General features: G+C 50.9%; 16 protein-coding genes. 5 read left to right on the forward strand and 11 right to left on the reverse strand.

Annotated elements, in window-relative coordinates; all coding sequences use genetic code 11:
- Positions 1-57: 57 nt before the first annotated feature.
- The gene (locus tag Q7J08_RS01765) at positions 58-1,374 is read right to left on the reverse strand and encodes an AIR synthase-related protein (RefSeq protein ID WP_304909970.1); all 1,317 of its coding nucleotides are present in this window, start codon (positions 1,372-1,374) and stop codon (positions 58-60) included.
- Positions 1,375-1,463: 89 nt separating this feature from the next.
- Between Q7J08_RS01765 and thiD the strand changes: the two genes are divergently transcribed.
- Both thiD and Q7J08_RS01775 read left to right on the forward strand, forming a co-directional pair.
- Positions 1,464-2,285, forward strand: coding sequence for a bifunctional hydroxymethylpyrimidine kinase/phosphomethylpyrimidine kinase (thiD, locus tag Q7J08_RS01770; protein WP_304909971.1), 822 nt, complete (start codon positions 1,464-1,466; stop codon positions 2,283-2,285).
- Positions 2,286-2,354: 69 nt separating this feature from the next.
- On the forward strand, positions 2,355-4,115 hold the full coding sequence (locus Q7J08_RS01775; protein WP_304909972.1) for an AMP-binding protein: 1,761 nt from the start codon (positions 2,355-2,357) through the stop codon (positions 4,113-4,115).
- 194 nt (positions 4,116-4,309) lie between these two features.
- On the opposite strand, the gene Q7J08_RS01780 is transcribed toward Q7J08_RS01775, so the two are convergent.
- Positions 4,310-5,398 (reverse strand): DUF2971 domain-containing protein, encoded by a 1,089-nt coding sequence (locus Q7J08_RS01780; protein ID WP_304909973.1) that lies wholly within the window; start codon positions 5,396-5,398, stop codon positions 4,310-4,312.
- Between the two features lie 302 nt (positions 5,399-5,700).
- Here Q7J08_RS01780 and Q7J08_RS01785 point away from each other — a divergent pair, with 302 nt between their 5' ends.
- A complete protein-coding gene (locus Q7J08_RS01785) occupies positions 5,701-6,309 on the forward strand; it encodes a hypothetical protein (protein WP_304909974.1) in 609 nt (202 codons plus the stop codon).
- Between the two features lie 56 nt (positions 6,310-6,365).
- Here the strand turns inward: Q7J08_RS01785 and Q7J08_RS01790 are convergent, their stop codons facing one another.
- Positions 6,366-7,088 carry a hypothetical protein gene (locus Q7J08_RS01790; RefSeq protein ID WP_304909975.1) on the reverse strand — a complete coding sequence of 241 codons (723 nt, stop codon included), beginning with the start codon at positions 7,086-7,088 and terminating at the stop codon, positions 6,366-6,368.
- 4 nt (positions 7,089-7,092) lie between these two features.
- Positions 7,093-8,256, reverse strand: coding sequence for a cofactor-independent phosphoglycerate mutase (locus Q7J08_RS01795; RefSeq protein ID WP_304909976.1), 1,164 nt, complete (start codon positions 8,254-8,256; stop codon positions 7,093-7,095).
- Positions 8,257-8,363: 107 nt separating this feature from the next.
- Here Q7J08_RS01795 and Q7J08_RS01800 point away from each other — a divergent pair, with 107 nt between their 5' ends.
- A complete protein-coding gene (locus tag Q7J08_RS01800) occupies positions 8,364-9,239 on the forward strand; it encodes a DUF368 domain-containing protein (RefSeq protein WP_304909977.1) in 876 nt (291 codons plus the stop codon).
- A gap of 329 nt (positions 9,240-9,568) precedes the next feature.
- On the opposite strand, the gene Q7J08_RS01805 is transcribed toward Q7J08_RS01800, so the two are convergent.
- Positions 9,569-10,495, reverse strand: coding sequence for an NAD-dependent epimerase/dehydratase family protein (locus tag Q7J08_RS01805; protein WP_304909978.1), 927 nt, complete (start codon positions 10,493-10,495; stop codon positions 9,569-9,571).
- A 239-nt stretch (positions 10,496-10,734) separates the two neighbouring features.
- On the opposite strand from Q7J08_RS01805, the gene Q7J08_RS01810 reads away from it, so the two are divergent.
- Complete coding sequence (locus tag Q7J08_RS01810; protein WP_304909979.1) at positions 10,735-11,061, forward strand: hypothetical protein; 327 nt, start codon at positions 10,735-10,737, stop codon at positions 11,059-11,061.
- A 17-nt stretch (positions 11,062-11,078) separates the two neighbouring features.
- On the opposite strand, the gene Q7J08_RS01815 is transcribed toward Q7J08_RS01810, so the two are convergent.
- From Q7J08_RS01815 to Q7J08_RS01840, 6 genes are all read right to left on the reverse strand, one after another.
- Complete coding sequence (locus tag Q7J08_RS01815; RefSeq protein WP_304909980.1) at positions 11,079-11,363, reverse strand: hypothetical protein; 285 nt, start codon at positions 11,361-11,363, stop codon at positions 11,079-11,081.
- A gap of 27 nt (positions 11,364-11,390) precedes the next feature.
- Positions 11,391-12,350, reverse strand: coding sequence for an asparagine synthase C-terminal domain-containing protein (locus Q7J08_RS01820; protein ID WP_304909981.1), 960 nt, complete (start codon positions 12,348-12,350; stop codon positions 11,391-11,393).
- The gene (locus tag Q7J08_RS01825) at positions 12,351-12,551 is read right to left on the reverse strand and encodes a hypothetical protein (RefSeq protein ID WP_304909982.1); all 201 of its coding nucleotides are present in this window, start codon (positions 12,549-12,551) and stop codon (positions 12,351-12,353) included.
- Positions 12,552-13,061: 510 nt separating this feature from the next.
- On the reverse strand, positions 13,062-13,883 hold the full coding sequence (locus Q7J08_RS01830) for a TatD family hydrolase (RefSeq protein ID WP_304909983.1): 822 nt from the start codon (positions 13,881-13,883) through the stop codon (positions 13,062-13,064).
- Complete coding sequence (locus Q7J08_RS01835) at positions 13,883-14,206, reverse strand: dihydroneopterin aldolase family protein (RefSeq protein WP_304909984.1); 324 nt, start codon at positions 14,204-14,206, stop codon at positions 13,883-13,885. Before Q7J08_RS01835 ends, Q7J08_RS01830 begins: the two co-directional genes overlap by 1 nt.
- Before the next feature lie 5 nt (positions 14,207-14,211).
- Entirely contained in the window at positions 14,212-16,365 is a 2,154-nt protein-coding gene (locus tag Q7J08_RS01840; protein WP_304909985.1) for a minichromosome maintenance protein MCM, read from the reverse strand.
- Positions 16,366-16,399 lie beyond the last annotated feature (34 nt).

Consider the following 16,399-nt stretch of genomic DNA (forward strand, 5'->3'; position numbering starts at 1 on the left):
AGCCTATCGGCTCACCCCGCCTACGCTGAGGTCGTCCGCTTTCAGCGTCCAACCCGCTCAAACCAATCTCTTCAGCACCCGTTCCTTCTTCGCCCGTGCCGCATCTGCTGCCCGGTCGATTCCCTTCTTCATCTCGTCAAAGTCCCTGCCCGGTCGGTCGACGACCTTCTTCACCGGCGTATACGGAGCCTCACGGAACTTCGGCAGGAACTCTCCTTCCACGCCGTCCTTGATCAGACGGGAAACACCCGGACCCTCACGCACGAAACCGATCCGCTCCATCGGGACACCCGCAGTCCCAACGACCCGGATGATCTCATCAGCATACTCAGGCGGCACGATCACGAGCAGTGCATCCAGGCTCACGCCAAGATAATCGATACCGAGCTTATCCAGCAAAGCAAGCACCTTCGGCGCGATAAGACCACGGAGCGGCGCATCCTCGACGACCACCGTCGCTTTCGCCGTTTCTGCGATCTCGAACACATCGCCCCGAAGACCGCCGTTCGTGATATCCGTCATCGCATGGATATGCGGGAACACCTCTGAATTGATCAGCGCATCGCAGGCTTTCAGGAAATGCAGATTGATCGTCTCTTCGACCACATCCGCGTTCCCGGAATAGAGCGCCGCCGTCGCGATCGTCCCGCCGCCAGCTCCCCTCGTCATCAGGAGAACATCGCCCGGGACCGACGATCTGCGGGCCGTCACGTGCTTTGCGACACCGACAACGCCCACACATCCTGTCATCCGGTCGCCGATAACCATGTCCCCGCCGATACGGAGCGTCGACCCCGCAACGAGCGGCACGCCCAAGGCGTCAGAAACCGTCGTGATCCCTGCCGTGTAATCGAACAGTTTCGCCACATCTCCGTCGTCCGCGATATGCACATCCGAGATCAGACCTACCGGTCGGGCACCCATCACATACACATCGCGAAGTGTCGCCCGGGTCGCATGGAATCCTGCGAGGAACGGGAAATCCGACAGACGCGAGTGCATCCCGTCCACTGTTGTTATGATATACTGGCCGTTCGCTTCAACGACCCCGCCGTCATCCATCTGATCCACACCGACCTGTGCCGAGGTCTGCCCGATCACGTGAGCGATCTTCCTGTGGGCATAGAAATCCCCCGAACCGCGGGACCCCACACCGAACTCTCCCATAGAAACGCCGGCGTGTTCATACTCGAACAGATCGCCCTTCAGCCCGCTTGTCACCTTCACTTCTTCGATGACGGCCCTCGCGAAATCCCGTGCGAACCCTTCATCGATATTCTTTATATCCAGAATGCGTTCCTGAAGCAGTTTCTCGATCTTCTCTTCAGGAATATCCTTATGCATGCTTCGCCGAACGAAGCCTTCCACGTCCATACAAGATAGTTGTGAAGGGACAGACTATAAAGACATGAGGTTAAACCCCGACGAAGTATTTTCAGAGGGGGCGTTCTACTATATCTGATATGAATTCCCTGGAAAAAACGATGGCCTTCGCCGCCACGATCGCAGGCTCCGACCCGTCGGCAGGGGCCGGCATCCAGGTCGACCTGAAAACCATGGCCGCCTGCGGGGTCTGGGGGATGACCGTGATCGCGGCACTCACCGCACAAAACGCCACGCACGTTCTCGACACGGCAAGCATCCCTGCGGCTTTCATCAAAAAACAGATCGACGCCCTCGAAGAGGACTTCCCGATCGGCTGCTACAAAACAGGCATGTTGAAAAATGCGGAAACGGTCGGAATCGTTGCGGAAAGCATTCCGAAAGGGCGGAGCCTCGTCGTCGACCCGGTACTTCTCGCAACAAAAGAGTACCGGCTTCTTGATCTGGCAGGTCAGGAACGACTCGTTGCCGAGCTTCTGCCGCGGACCACCGTGATAACGCCGAATCTGCCTGAGGCGTCCGTCATCTCCGGGATCACGATCACCGATGCCGAGTCGATGGAGGAGGCAGCATACTGGTTCATCGATCACGGGGCGAAAGCTGCCGTTATCAAAGGGGGCCATGCCTTATTCCGGCTCGGGACCGACGTCTTTGCCGACAAAAACGGCATGATGCTGGTCGAAGGTGAGGTCGCGCCTTTCACTGATGTCCATGGATCGGGCTGTTGTTACGCGTCCGCGATCGCCGCCCACATCGCTCTCGGCTATCCGGTCAGGGACGCCGTTCTCGAAGCAAAAAAGTTCGTCAACGGCGCAATAAAATACTCCTGGGAATATGCTCCGGGACGCAGGACGATGAATCCCGGGTGGCAGCAGCATCAGACATATTATAAAAAATTCTGACCTTCTTTTTTTGTGTGCCGTGAAAAAGCACCTCTATATTTATCATAAGAAAAAGCAAACTATTACCCCATGACCGAAACGGCACACAAAGCCGAACGCACTACGCGTTCGACTGAGCGCGAGCATAAATCCGAGGGATTTGTGCCTCACAACATGATGGATTACGAGGAAACCTACTCCACGTTCTCCATCGCCGTGCCTGAGTATTACAACTTCGGCTTCGACGTTGTTGATGCATGGGCGAAAAAAGATCGAAATAAGCTCGCCATGATCTGGACAAACCAGGAAGGAAAGGAAAAATACTACACCTTCCGGCAGATGATGAATCTGTCCAACCAGATCGCGAACATGATGTTCAAGCAGAATATCGGCAAAGGCGACAGAGTAATGCTGCTCCTGCCGCGTGTCCCCGAATGGTGGACCTTTGCTCTTGCTGCAATAAAAATAGGCGCAGTTATCTGCCCGTCTCCGGTCATTCTAACCCCTCACGATCTAAAATACCGAATAAACCAGGGCAGGTTCAAGATGATCGTGACGAACACCGAGAACGCCTGGAAGATCGAGGACATTGGGAGCGAATGCCCATCACTCAAAGTCAAATTCCTGACCGACGGCGATGTTCCCGGATGGATAAACTATCAGAAGGAACTGATACACCCGGCACGTGCCTCCACGAAACTCAGTTCGATCGTGAGAAGCGTCCGGACGAAAGCGACGGACCCTATGCTCATCTTCTTCTCGTCGGGAACGACCGCCGACCCGAAGATGGTCCTGCACAATCATGCATATCCGCTCGGCCACATTGTGACTGGCAGATTCTGGTATGATCTTACCGACAACGATCTTCACTTCACGGTCGCCGACATGGGCTGGGGTAAATCCTCCTGGGGTAAGTTCTACGGACCATGGATGGAAGGCGCCTGTGTCTTTGTCTACGACTACCGCGGAAAGTTCAATGCGACCGAACTTCTCCCGCTGATCGAAAAGTATGAGATCACGACGTTCTGCGCTCCGCCGACCATCTATCGTATGCTCATCCTTGCGGATCTGGAGACTTTTGACTTTTCCCAACTGCGTCACTGCCTCTCAGCAGGCGAGACGCTGAACCCTGAAGTCAACCGTGTCTGGGAAGAAGGGACCGGCAAAAAGATCTACGAGGCATACGGGCAGACCGAAACCGTTACGGTGATCGGAACGTTCCCCTGTATGGAAGTCAGACCCGGTTCGATCGGCAAACCCGCCCCGGGCTGGAAGATCGAGCTCCACGACGATATGGGCAATAAGGTTGCCCCGGGCGTCGAAGGAAGGATCGCGATCAAGACGAGCGACCCCTCACCGGTCGGTCTGTTTACCGAGTATCTGGATGACCCGAAGGCTACGGCGAAGGTTTTCATCAACGGCTGGTACTACACGGGAGACAAAGCGACCATCGATGAAGACGGCTACTTCTGGTTCATGGGCCGCGACGATGATATGATCAAATCATCCGGATACCGCGTTTCACCGGCCGAGGTCGAGTCAGCTCTGATCGAACACCCGGCAGTCAAAGAGTCGGCAGTCGTCGGCAGTCCCGACGCGATCCGCGGTGTGATCATCAAGGCGTTCGTCGTGCTGAAGGATGGCTATAAAGGATCCGAAACCCTGATCAAAGAGATGCAGAACCATGTCAAGACGACGACCGCCCCGTACAAATATCCGCGGGCGATCGAGTTCGTGGAGGAGCTGCCGAAGACCATCTCAGGAAAAGTCCGGAGAGTGGAACTCCGCAATCTCGAGATGAAGAGATATCAGGAAGCTCACCACGAAGAGTTCTCTGAAAAGAAGAACTGAACTCTTTTTCTTTTTTTTTAAGCATTAGTATTCGATAGTTTTGTAGAAATTTTATGATTTGGAGAGAATAATTCATCACACTAAATTCACGAAAAAAGAACGAAAACACAAAACTTTCGAAAATCAACGAAATGCACAAAAAGGAGGAGAGGGGAAGATATAGGCATTTATGGAGACATGAGATAATTTATGGGTCACATCTCGTTCTCGTCGCTAAACATTTCCCTATTATCTGAATCTTTGATTGCGTATAATATGTAATTATTCAGATCTAAACCCATCAACATAATCTCGCAATTATGACCGACTGAGAAACCTCTAATTTTAAGTGAATTATCATACAAATTCCTGATGAGCTCGGCGCGCAACTGCTTTTCGTGCTCGTCGTCCTTCGAGAGACCTCTAATCTTCAATGAATTTTCATATAAGTCTCGGGAAATCTGCGTTCCAAGATATATTCGTGTAGGATAGATTGGGAAAGGATGTAATTTTTCTGCATATCCCTCACGAATCAAACGCCACTCTTTTTCATATTTCCACTCATCCGATTTGGTGATGCATCTTTCAACAAACAACAAAGAGCGAAGTTTGGAATTGCTAACATTTGTATCATCTGGGAAAATGCTCTCCATCTTTTCTGCATAATATACCGGATATAACCATTTTCGGATAATGCTGTCTTCCGGGATCTGCGTCATATCATACTCAAAACATACTCCTTTATGAGAATCTCCATAATGTCCCCACATCAAAAGAGAGTCCCAGCGTTCACTAAAGCACTTCACTCCATAATTGAAAATGAATTCCCATTGAGCCGGACCCTTTATTAAAAAAATCCTGGTTACTTCATCAATAATCTCCTGGGTGAAAACATCGGGAGCAAAATCATCCATTGTTATGGAGCCATTTTTTGCATATATCTCAATCAATTTATTCAATTCATATTCCAGCGTTTTGTTTTCGTTGTGATGAGCAAGCACCTCACGAATATCCTGCTTTAATGAATGAGCAATATACTTCCTGAACAATACCGACGCATCGGGACGAAGCCAAGTATCATATGGATCATTGAACTTCACCGGGTGAGACATTCTTACAGCATGACTTATATTGCCCGTATCCGTTGAACATTCAAGATTCTCCCAAAAGTGTTTGTTAAAATGGAGATAACAATAGAGTTTGTTTGGAATATGCTGATTCTTTAATTCCAGTGCTTTATTGCGTTTCTCTTCATCCAAAGAAAAAAAGTTCTTACGAAATTCATTTTTCCAATCATCAGACATATGTTATTTATTATATACCATTGACGAAGGAAATATTTAGTCCAGAGTTACTCATTTATAAAAGCGGATCCTCAGTAAAATGGGCTGTATAATTTGTATGTTGTAACTGATATGAATAAGATATCTCCACCGTGTCGGGCTCCGCGCCGGAGTCGCCCTCCCGCACCCCAAATCAAAAAAAAGGATATAGAATAGAGGAAATCTATGATTTACGAACGCGGTTCATTTACTCATGCATCCACACCCAGTAATATCCTTCCCGAATTTGATACACCCGAACACCGGGAAGTTCTATATATTATATGGTCATTTATGAAGGTATGGAGTTTCGTCAGCCGCTTTTTTTATGCGCAACTGTATTTCTGACAATAATTATTATCATTTCCTCAGGATGTATTTCTGAAGTTGAAAATGAAACTATCGCTGAAAATATTTCTGAAGTTATGCCAACTCCAACACCATATGATCCGGATGCCTATATTAGTGCGATCCCGGAGAGTTTTAAAAAAGAGATTATTGAAGCATATTTCCAGGATCCTTCAACAGGATATATCATAAAAAAAGGATATATTAGTGATTTTCTAATTTCATCAAGAACATATCCCGGCACTGACACAATATTTCCCGTGATAGTGTTTTACTTCCACAAAACAGTATCATCAGAACCCGAATCTAGCCCAACTCGTGTCGATTGTAACATTTATCTGGGCACAGATTTAGCAAATCAAACGATCCAAATGAAATCTGATGCAATGAAAAATGGTTATGTCTGGATTTCCATGTGTGGTGTTGTAATTAGAGATCCAACTCTTACCTTTGGAGAGGAGATCCAAGTTTACGACGCAGATAAGCATGTCGTTGTCATGGAAAAAAGGGTGCCTGCAGAGGAGTATGATCGACTCTTTAGCTAGAGCTTAGGGTCTACCTGTATTCAATGCTGAATCTGATGTTATAATTCTCTTCGAGGTCATTCATCAATAAATCCGCACGGGATATCCACGGCACATTTCCCGCAGACATTCGCCCCGTATCTCTTCTCATTTTCCTGACACAGAGAAAAGCAGACCCTTCGGTCAAACCCGTCCTCGGTCAATGCTCCCGTCGGGCAATTGTCCACGCACTTCAGACACACGCCGTTCAGTTTATACAGACATCGTTCCTCCGTCTCCGGCACATCCGGCGTGATAGGGAGATCCGTTACGAGCGAGCCGAACCGTCCGCATGAACCGACACGGGTGATCAGCAGATTGTTCAGACCGAACTTCCCTAGACCCGCGATCTCGGCGACGTGCCGCTGAGACCAGCAGCTCATCAGAATCTGTTTGTCCAGATGGACGGCGTTTTCCGCAAATGCTGCCCGAAATCCGTGATCCTTGAGATAATCTATAAGTGCAGCATTCAGGGAAGCGATCAGCCGGTTTGTTTCCACATAACACTCAGCCCAGCGCTTCGAGGCGTATCGCCCGGAGACATTCGAGAGGGAGACCTCCTTTTGAAACGGCAAAAAATAGGATATGATGATCGTCGGGTCGACAAGAATATCGGCCGGCATCAGATGTCCCGGCATCACGATGTTTTTCAGGGCCGGAAACATCGGGGAAGCGCAGTCGGCAAAACCGACCAGCGGTTTTCGCAGATGGGAAGCGTCTTTCACATACGCTTCGATGAAGGCTGTGATCTCTTCCCGCATCCGTCTACTCCTTAAAGACCATGTCCAGGAGATCGACCGCGTTGATGAGTCCGTAGGAACCCTTCGCCTGCACCTCTTTCTCGGTGTAGACCTGGACATCGTCCGGTTCTGCGAGACCGCGGATCGCGAACGGGACCGGGTCGTTCGTGTGGGTCTTTTTTGCGACCGGTGTCGGGTGGTCGGGCATCAGCATGATACATCCGTCGAAGTTGTCGAGGATGTAGCCGATTGCCTTATCCAGATTCTCGATCGCTTTGATCTTCTCTTCAAGACTGCCGAGGTGACCTGCCTCATCCGTCGCTTCGACATGCATATATACAAAGTCTGCATCGCCGTTCGCGGTATCGACCGCGGCTTTTGCCTTTCCAAGGAAGTTCGTGTCGAGATAACCGGTTGCTCCGGGAACCGTGACGACCTCCATTCCAGCGCACTTCGCAAGACCGAACAGCAGATCGACCGCCGAGATGACCGCTCCTTTCTTATGATATTTATCGGTGAACGCCGGCATCGCGGGCTTCGATCCTCCGCTCCACGGCCAGATCGTCGTCGCCGGATTTTTCCCTGCGGCGATACGCTTTTTATTTACCGGGTGGTTCTCGAACACGTCCGAGGCCCGCACGATAAAGTTCATCAGACGCTCGGCATCCTCTCCTTTCGGGAGATAATCGTTGATGACCTCACCGACGATGTCGTGGGGGGGGGTCGTCTCTGATCCTTTGCCGTTTGGAAGCATCATTACATTTCTGTAGGAAACGCCGGAGTGCCATCCTGCTTCGGGAATCTTCTCTTTGAGAGCGTCGAACAGTTCTGCTCCCTCAGCGCTCGAGATATGGCCCGCGGCAAAATCCTTCATCTTCCCATTCTCGATCGTGACCAGATTACACCGGTATGCGAGCTCCCCCTCCTTAAAGGGGATGCCCATACTGAGCGCTTCGATCGCTCCGCGTCCGGTGTAATATTTCAGCGGGTCGTAGCCGAGGATCGACATATTGGCGACATCTGATCCGGGAGAGAGGGAATCATCCACCGTTTTCAGCATGCCGCATCTGCCTTCACGGGCGATACGGTCCATATTGGGTTTATGTGCCGCTTCGAGCGGGGTCTTTCCGCCAAGCTCTGCAAGAGGCTCGTCTGCTGCACCGTCAGCCAGAATTAGAATATATTTCATGGAGATCTCACTTATATATCTGGTCGTAATTGGAATAAATTACTTGGTTGCGACACACAAATCACGAACCCTAATTAGGGAAGGCAGGCCTAATTAATAGGAGAAGTATGGATATCATCAGAGGAGCGTGCATGGCGATCGCCGACAGCGTGCCGGGAGTTTCCGGCGGGACGATTGCATTTTTACTTGGATTTTATGATAAGTTCATCTCCTCAGTGGATGATCTCCTGACCGGGACGATGGAGAAACGAAAGGCCGCTTTTCCGTTCCTGTTCAAACTTGCTATTGGCTGGGCCGCCGCTTTTCTCATCTGCGCCGTTATCCTCGCAAATCTTTTTGATACCTATATTTATGAAATAAGTTCGCTTTTCATCGGTCTTACCGTCTGTGCGGTCCCGATCGTTGTGATGGAGGAGAAGAAAGCCCTAAAAAGCCATTATCTGCACAGTATCTTTACGGTGCTCGGTATAGCTGTCGTTCCTCTGATAATGTACTTCAATCCGGTCTCCCACGAAAGTTCTGTTGACCTGGCGCAGATCTCGCCCGGGCTCGGCCTGTTTCTTTTCATTGCCGCGGTCCTCGCGGTCTCAGTGATGGTCCTTCCCGGGATCTCAGGCTCGACGATGCTTCTGATTATGGGACTGTATGTCCCCCTGATCTCGGCAGTGAGTGCGGTCGTTCATCTGCAGCTCCAGTATGTGCCGATGCTGATCATATTCGGTCTCGGGATGATCACGGGGCTCGTATTCATCTCAAAACTTCTGAGACACTGTCTGGAAAAATACCGCTCGCAGACCATCTATCTGAGCATCGGGCTTTTGATCGGCTCGCTGTATGCGATCGTGCTTGGGGCGACCACACTTGACGTGCCAAAACCCGCAATGAGCATCGAGACGTTCAGTATCCTGTTCTTTTTGCTCGGCGCAGGGATCCTTGCCGGTCTGCAGTATATGAAAAAACGGGCGGAAAAGAAATCGACGTAAAAACCGACGCTGACTTTTTTGGTCAAAATACTTTTTTTTAATATGAGGAATCACACGTTGTAATCTATCTCTCTTTTTCGGGGTGCGGGGGAGTGACTGCGGGTTGGCGACGAAGTCGACGACCTTAGCTGAGCAAACCGAAGGTTTGCGATCCGGCGCGGAGCGTCCCGCGGTGGAGATATCCCTGGGTTTTGTATTTGGGAAAGGTATTCTTTTTTGTGGGAGTATATGATTGATTTCGCTTGAAATAAATTAGATAATGAATAGTTGGAAAGTAAATTCAAAAATGTGATGGAATGAATGAAATTTTTTGTGTATTTTTTCATTCATTACTCTGCGAGAGTTGCCCGGATCGCACGCCGGACACTCTCTTCGGACGTGATCTCCGGATCCCAGCCGAGTGATCTGAGTTTGTCAACGCCGAGTCTCATCAGCGGGACGTCGCCGACCCATCCTCTGTCGCCGCCGGTGAAGTTGAACTCTACATTTTCAAGTCCCATCTCCTCGACGATCAGTTCGGCGATCCGCTTCACATTGACCCAGTCTTCCGATCCGATATTGAAGAAGTTGAAGGTATCAGCCGAGACCTTGGGTGCAAAAATCATCGCCTTCACACAGTTTTCGACAGCAAGATAGGATTTACTCTGTCTTCCGTCGCCGAGGATCTCCAGTTCCTTCGGGTTTGCCCGGAGTTTCTGCACGAAATCATAGATGATCCCGTGCGTACTGCGGGCACCGACAATATTTGCGAACCGGTAGACCCAGGTCTTCCAGCCATAGGTCGCGGCGTAGGAAGAGATCATCGCCTCGCAGGCGAGTTTGCTTGCTCCGTACACCGAGATAGGGATCATCGGCGAGTAGGTCTCGGGTGTCGGGATCACCGTGGCTTCGCCATACACGGTAGACGTTGAGGTGAAAACGAACTCCTTTACATCATACTCCTTCATGGCCTCGAGAACTTTGACCGTGGCCGTAACATTGTTTTCGTACACCTCAAAGGATTTGCGTGCGGATCCGCGTACATCCGGATCGGCAGCTATGTGATATACCCTGTCTGCGCCGGCGAAATACTTCTGCCAGCCGTCTTCAAGCAGGTCAGCCTGGACGAATGTTATCTGTTCGAGATTCTTCTCGATATTGGCCATTCTTCCGGCAACCATCGAGTCGATCACGGTGACCTGATGATGATTTGCAACAAGGAGATCCACCAAATGCGAGCCGATGAATCCCGCCCCTCCGGTGACGATACAGTTCATAGAAGTATGTTGGTTTTTTTGCGTGATAAGGGGAACGGAATGCTCATTCCTTCGTGAGCTTTTCGGAAAATGATGTATCTGTTTGACAATGTTTATACCCCGAGAAAGCCAATTTCGAGTTAGTGGCGTCGTTCATTGATATCTTCTGGGACTATTTTTCCGGAAAAACCCTTCCTGCACCAACACTGATAGGGATAACGTTAATTATGGCCATAGCGGTGGTACTGACAATCATTGTTATGGTATTTCTTATAAGTACATACGGAAACGGCGCTTATATTTTTAAACTTGTTGGGATGACGATCAATCCTGCGGAGGATGATCAACTGGAACTGCAGCTTGTAGGCGGCAAAGATCTTACTGATCTCGTTTTGCTGGAGATGTATCTGAACGGCATTCAGGCCGAACCGGTCGCGCTCCCAACGACCTACACAGAAGGAACCACGATCTTCTACAAAATTCCTCCCGACATAGGTTCGGGAGGATATACGATCTCGGTGATCGGAACGTTTAACGACGGGATCGTCGCCGAACTGTATACGACCGCCCCCTTCAGGATCAGGTGACCGAAAAAAGGAAAGGTTCACTCAGGTTTTATCTTGTGGAATTGTCCGTTGCCGGCATACTTTGCAAGCGTGCCGTCCTCCATCTGATACACCTGTCCGACAATAAATGCCGAGAAATCTTCCCCTTCCGCTAAGGCCCCACGGCCCATCTCAGGGGAGTTGCTCTGCTGTTTTGTCTTCGGGGGGGTTTTATTCAGCTTTTTTTCCAACTTTGAGACCACCAGGACAACTATCATACAGAGAATGATGAATCCGATTACAACAAACACGCCGACTGGGTCAACTCCGGATATATCTGCCATTTTGTATAACTATAGAGCCGAGAATGTTTATATTTTATCCGGGTAGAGTTTCTGGATCAGTTCGCCGCATCCTTTGCAGCCTTCTGACTTTGCGATTCTAGTGAGCGCTGCTGAAACGCCGCTGCCGTACTGCATGGCTTTTTTGGGTTTCCAGGCGATCTCTTCCGGAAGATATTCTGCGGCAACGCTTCGAAGAGCGATCTTTCGGAGATCGCCTTTTACCAGGTCCTCTGTAGAAAATTTCCGCGATGCGCAGACGACCCGCTCATCCATGAACGGGATGGAGTACCAGACACCAAACCGCGAGGCGACCGCGGCATCCCTTTCCCGCTGGAGAACAAGGCCGGTAAAGTCGGCAGCAAGATCAGAACGGAGATCTGTTGATCTACCGTATCTCGCATAACCCCCGAAGAGTTCATCGGCAGCCTGACCGGTGAGGATCCGGGTCGCTTTGGTCTCTTTCGCAAGTTCTGCAATGAAGTATCCGGTTATCGCGATCTCCACGTCGAGGGGGGTGATCCGCGGGATGATGGTCAGGACGTCATCGAGTGCAGCCCTGATATCATCCCTGCCGATCTCTTTTATGGTGAGCGGGAGACCGAGGATCTCCGCAGTTTTTTCAGCGGCGGCCAGATCATGCGAACCTGCGAGTCCTACTGCGATACAGGGGAGCCCCGCGAGAACGGCAACGAGGGATGAGTCCACGCCGCCGGAAAGTGTAGTTACGGCATCACCCGCAATGCGAAGCTGAACAGCCGCCCGTATCGCCTCGCCGAGCGGCATGTCGGGAACATGAGGCTCAGCAGTGATGACCTGTTTCCCTTCCGGCGTCCCGGGCATGATATGATATTTGTCCCGGATGAACGCATCGTCCGTCTCCAGAATAAACTCGCCGCCGCATTCAGCGAGCCGGGATACGGCAAAGATTTCGATGTCGGCACGGTCGAGCAGCCGGCCGTTCTCTTCCATCCAGCCGGTAAGCTGCATTCAGTACCCCCGTTGGAGATTTTCGAGTTCTTCCGATATGCAGTTTCGCATCATCTTTTCCAGAGCTTTCAGATCGATCGGCGGCGTGTTCTTCTCATCAATAAGTTTCTGCATCATCCGGATCCCTTCACTGATATCCTTAGCATATCTGCTGGTGATCTCGATCGCGTCCTCGGAGATACGTACGACTTTGGTTGCCATGCAATATCATATTCGTACTCCCGATAATTTATAAGTAACAGTTTGTAACTTGTTTTTCACGACAATGTTACAATTTGTAACTGACATGAAAATCGGCGTTACGATTTGTAACAACATAACAAAATAATGTCATAAAGACAAGAAAAGATACGAAAGGTGGAGATTGGGTGTTTCCCTCCCCCCATTGGGCTGGTTCACCCGTAAATGTTTTTTTATCCTTCCATCATAAGTTTCGGAAGATGTCGCCTTATTTTCTTGGCGAGATTATCCTAATCAAATAACAAATGAAGGGGCATCATTGCTTTTCGGTCGCTTACGTTTTTTCCGTTAGTCGGAAACCGGTAAGGCGTAACTACGAATGTTAATGCCAAACATTCTATCTCCAATCTGATAATACACCCTAAAACTACTTAATACTATTCTTTGTGAACAAAATTGAAATTTATTATGAAATAATATGGCACATGCCGCAAATATTAAAAAAATAATATTGATTTATCTCAAAAATCATCAAACATCAAAATCAACGCAGTACACCCGTTTCGGCACAGATGAATGGACACGCCACATATCCTCGGAAGTTACTGCGCCTTCCTGGAGAAGTTTTTGCATCCTCCGCGGCACGGACCGCGGTCCGTTCACCGCACCCGGTCTCGACAGATCATCCATGTAATCGCTCTCGAGCGTGAACTCCCGTTTTTCGGCAAACCACTGATTCAGGAACGGTTCTCTGACCGTGACCGAAGGATGAAGCGGCGTCTCGCAGGTCGCAAAATGCTTCACGACCCGTGACGGATCCATCCCGCATGCTTTTGCGAGAGCCGGCACATCCTCGCACGGCCCGGACTCCGCATGGATCTGCAGCGAGCAGTCAAGCTCGCCAGAAAGTGTAAGTGCCCGAGCAAGGACGCAGTTTGACGCATCCCAGACCTCGGGGGTCACCGGATAATGCGGTCTGCCCGACTTCAGGCCGATACACCGGCCTTCCCGAACATACTCTGCGGCGATATCCAGCGCCCCGCACATCAGTTCTTCTGCGTCTTCAAGGCTCATCCTTTCAGAGAGTCGCCCGATCTCGGCCGGGTGAACGCCTGCTACGGGATAGCAGACGCATCCGAGTTCGTTCACCATCTCAGAAACCGTGAGAAGCTCATCGAATACCTGACGGAAATCCGCTGGCGTGACCGGCGTAACGCCGCACGACCAGGAAGGAAGCGAGACGAGAACGATGTGCGTCCCGCCGGACCGCATGAATTCTTTCACGACCTCCGGTCCGACTCCCGTCCTCCGGTTGATATGGAAATGATCGTCCAGGATCGGAAACTTGTCCATCACTCGATGATCTTCATCAGCGGATAGCCGTTCTCGAACTTCAGGCTTGCACGGCAGACCGCGTCGCCGTATTTTGTGCCGATAACGACATCGTACATCGCTCCGGAAAGTTCCGAGTAGCCAAACGGATTCTCGTTCATCAGGGACTTGTCCAGACGGACTTTGATATCCATTACATACGGCTGAAGAGAGACCGCACTTTCGATAGCGGCCTCCACGATCTCTGCGGTCGAACGTGAGATGGGCGTTCCCACAAACTGGTGGTAGAGCGCTCCAAGTTTGATTGCCGCTTCGAACACGGCGTTTTCTCTGTCTGTTGCCATTTATTTTACCTCATGGGTGCGGTGAACTTGATGAGTCCGTTCCTCGGCTGGAACACTTCCCCGTCCATCCTCATTCTTTCCAGGATGTGTTCCACCTCATCCCTCTTATAATGATATTTGTTCTCCATCGTTTCCATGATCTGTTCCACCTTCGCCACCCGGTCGTCACTCGACTGGATCAGTGTTTCGATCGTCTCTTTGAGTTCGCGGCGGATCGCACGGCCCGAACGGGACGTCCCGGTGGTGATCTTGTCGATGTCGAGAGACCCGGTCTTCGCATCGTATGCCACCTGTCTCAGACAGGTATCCACGATCTTGACCACACGCTCTGCATCCTCCCGGTCGACCTCATCGGCAAGACGCACGCGGGCACTTGCTTCTGCGAGCCGGACGAGTGCTTCCAGTTGTCGTGCGGTGATCGGGACCGGTTTGTCGGAGTTTTCGTAGGCGACGCTTCTAAGACTCTGATAATACTGGACAAGAACTTCCTTCGCTTCCTCTTTCAAAAGAGGGAAGCAGTTACGCTTTGCGTAGGCCAGATACTTTCGGAGCATGGACGCATCGATCTCCGGCGTGACCGGAGCGAGTTCGCGTTTGAAGTACTCCTCATCCGCTCCCGGGATCGGGTACTTTTTGTGCCGCATCAGTTTTTCACCGGCCGAGTGGGCCTTGATGATGTGGCGTGCGATGTTGAGATCTCTCACAGCATCCGGCTGATCCTTCATGATGAAGATGAGATCGAAACGGGAGAGAAGGGACGGCGGCATGTTGATCTGTTCGGAGATGTTGGCATACTCGTCGAATCGTCCAAGCTTCGGGTTCGCAGCGCCGAGAAGGGAACAGCGTGTCCTGAGCGTAGCATTTATGCCGGCTTTTGCGATGGAGACCGACTGCTGTTCCATCGCTTCATGCAGCGAGGAACGGTCGTCTTTTTGCATCTTGTCCATCTCATCGACTGCAGCGATACCTTTGTCTGCGAGAACGAGTGCTCCGGCTTCGAGCGTCCAGCGACCGTCTCCCAAATCATCTTTGACCGCAGCGGCCGTCAGACCTGCCGAGGAAGCGGATTTTCCCGATGTGTAAATACCACGGGGAGCAAGTTTGATGACGTATCGAAGCAGCTGGGACTTTGCAATACCCGGGTCACCTACGAGAAGGATATGGATATCGCCGCGAAGATTTGTGCCGTCGGGCATTTCTTTCGGGATCCCGCCGAACATCTGGAGAGCGATCGCCTCTTTGACCTCTTCGTTTCCGTAAATAGTTGGAGCGATCGACCGGGCGATCTTGCCGTAGACACCCGGATCAGAGGCCATCTCTTTGATTGCGGTCTCATCCTCCTCCGAGATGTTGACCTCTTCGAATTCCTTGATGGAGATCTCGATCGAGTTGCATTCGAGGTAGAGATCGAAAACAGTACTCTTCTGACCGCTGACGATCCGCTGGACACTGCGTAATATCCCATTCACAATGACGCGGTCGCCCGGCGAGACTTTCCCGCAGAGATCGTCGATCTCGTCGATGTCGATGTTCTGGGGCTGCTCGCCGCCGCGTAACCCTTCGGGCGTCTCCTGCACCCGGAGTTTCTGCGAGTCGATGAAGGTCGATTTGCTCTGGACGAGCTCGAGCTTTTTCAGCGTACACTCGGCATGTCCGCACATATCAGGCTCGGAATACGAGCCGTAATCCTGCTTTTTGAAGGTGATATGACCGTTCACACAGCGGAATGCTCCGGTGACAAGTCGGGGACGGACCTCGGTGACCCGGCGCACGATTCCGTCGATGCTGAGAAATTTATTGATATCTTCTGCACGGATGTCCCTGATCTGGGTCTTTCGCGGAAGACGGATGAACCTGATATTGACTTTGCCGATGATCGTGTCGGAGATGTCGTTTCCTTCGACATCTTTTCCGGTGATGAGGTGTGAGGTCCGGATGGCGTCTTTTACATCTTCTAAGGTCTTACCCGGATGTTCGAGCAACTCGTCCGCGAGAACGACACCTATTTTTCCGTATTTTTCGAGGACCCCATAGTCTATCTCAAGGGAACGTTCGCTTGGGTATTCACGGGAGATCTTATTGAGTTCACTTTTGTATTTCTTTTTCAGAAACCCGGTCCACTCCTCGACCCGGTCTACGACTTCCAGTTCAACTGCCATGTTCCTCCTTATCGTTATACTTTGGCGTCGGGAG

This window comes from Methanocorpusculum sp., assembly GCF_030655665.1.
In the GTDB taxonomy this organism is placed as follows: domain Archaea; phylum Halobacteriota; class Methanomicrobia; order Methanomicrobiales; family Methanocorpusculaceae; genus Methanocorpusculum.

Excerpts from the sequence above, each read along its gene's own strand:
- Q7J08_RS01805 (WP_304909978.1), bottom strand. The coding sequence starts at position 10,495 with ATGAACTGTATCGTCACCGGAGGGGCGGGATTCATCGGCTCGCATTTG.
- Q7J08_RS01825 (WP_304909982.1), bottom strand. The coding sequence starts at position 12,551 with ATGGCAACCAAAGTCGTACGTATCTCCGAGGACGCGATCGAGATCACC.
- Q7J08_RS01790 (WP_304909975.1), bottom strand. The coding sequence starts at position 7,088 with ATGCGGGAAGAGATCACAGCCTTCATCGAAGCGTATGTGAAAGACGCT.
- Q7J08_RS01840 (WP_304909985.1), bottom strand. The coding sequence starts at position 16,365 with ATGGCAGTTGAACTGGAAGTCGTAGACCGGGTCGAGGAGTGGACCGGG.
- Q7J08_RS01830 (WP_304909983.1), bottom strand. The coding sequence starts at position 13,883 with ATGGACAAGTTTCCGATCCTGGACGATCATTTCCATATCAACCGGAGG.
- thiD (WP_304909971.1), top strand. The coding sequence starts at position 1,464 with ATGAATTCCCTGGAAAAAACGATGGCCTTCGCCGCCACGATCGCAGGC.
- Q7J08_RS01800 (WP_304909977.1), top strand. The coding sequence starts at position 8,364 with ATGGATATCATCAGAGGAGCGTGCATGGCGATCGCCGACAGCGTGCCG.
- Q7J08_RS01820 (WP_304909981.1), bottom strand. The coding sequence starts at position 12,350 with ATGCAGCTTACCGGCTGGATGGAAGAGAACGGCCGGCTGCTCGACCGT.
- Q7J08_RS01775 (WP_304909972.1), top strand. The coding sequence starts at position 2,355 with ATGACCGAAACGGCACACAAAGCCGAACGCACTACGCGTTCGACTGAG.
- Q7J08_RS01785 (WP_304909974.1), top strand. The coding sequence starts at position 5,701 with ATGGTCATTTATGAAGGTATGGAGTTTCGTCAGCCGCTTTTTTTATGC.
- Q7J08_RS01780 (WP_304909973.1), bottom strand. The coding sequence starts at position 5,398 with ATGTCTGATGATTGGAAAAATGAATTTCGTAAGAACTTTTTTTCTTTG.
- Q7J08_RS01795 (WP_304909976.1), bottom strand. The coding sequence starts at position 8,256 with ATGAAATATATTCTAATTCTGGCTGACGGTGCAGCAGACGAGCCTCTT.
- Q7J08_RS01810 (WP_304909979.1), top strand. The coding sequence starts at position 10,735 with ATGGTATTTCTTATAAGTACATACGGAAACGGCGCTTATATTTTTAAA.
- Q7J08_RS01835 (WP_304909984.1), bottom strand. The coding sequence starts at position 14,206 with ATGGCAACAGACAGAGAAAACGCCGTGTTCGAAGCGGCAATCAAACTT.
- Q7J08_RS01765 (WP_304909970.1), bottom strand. The coding sequence starts at position 1,374 with ATGGACGTGGAAGGCTTCGTTCGGCGAAGCATGCATAAGGATATTCCT.
- Q7J08_RS01815 (WP_304909980.1), bottom strand. The coding sequence starts at position 11,363 with ATGGCAGATATATCCGGAGTTGACCCAGTCGGCGTGTTTGTTGTAATC.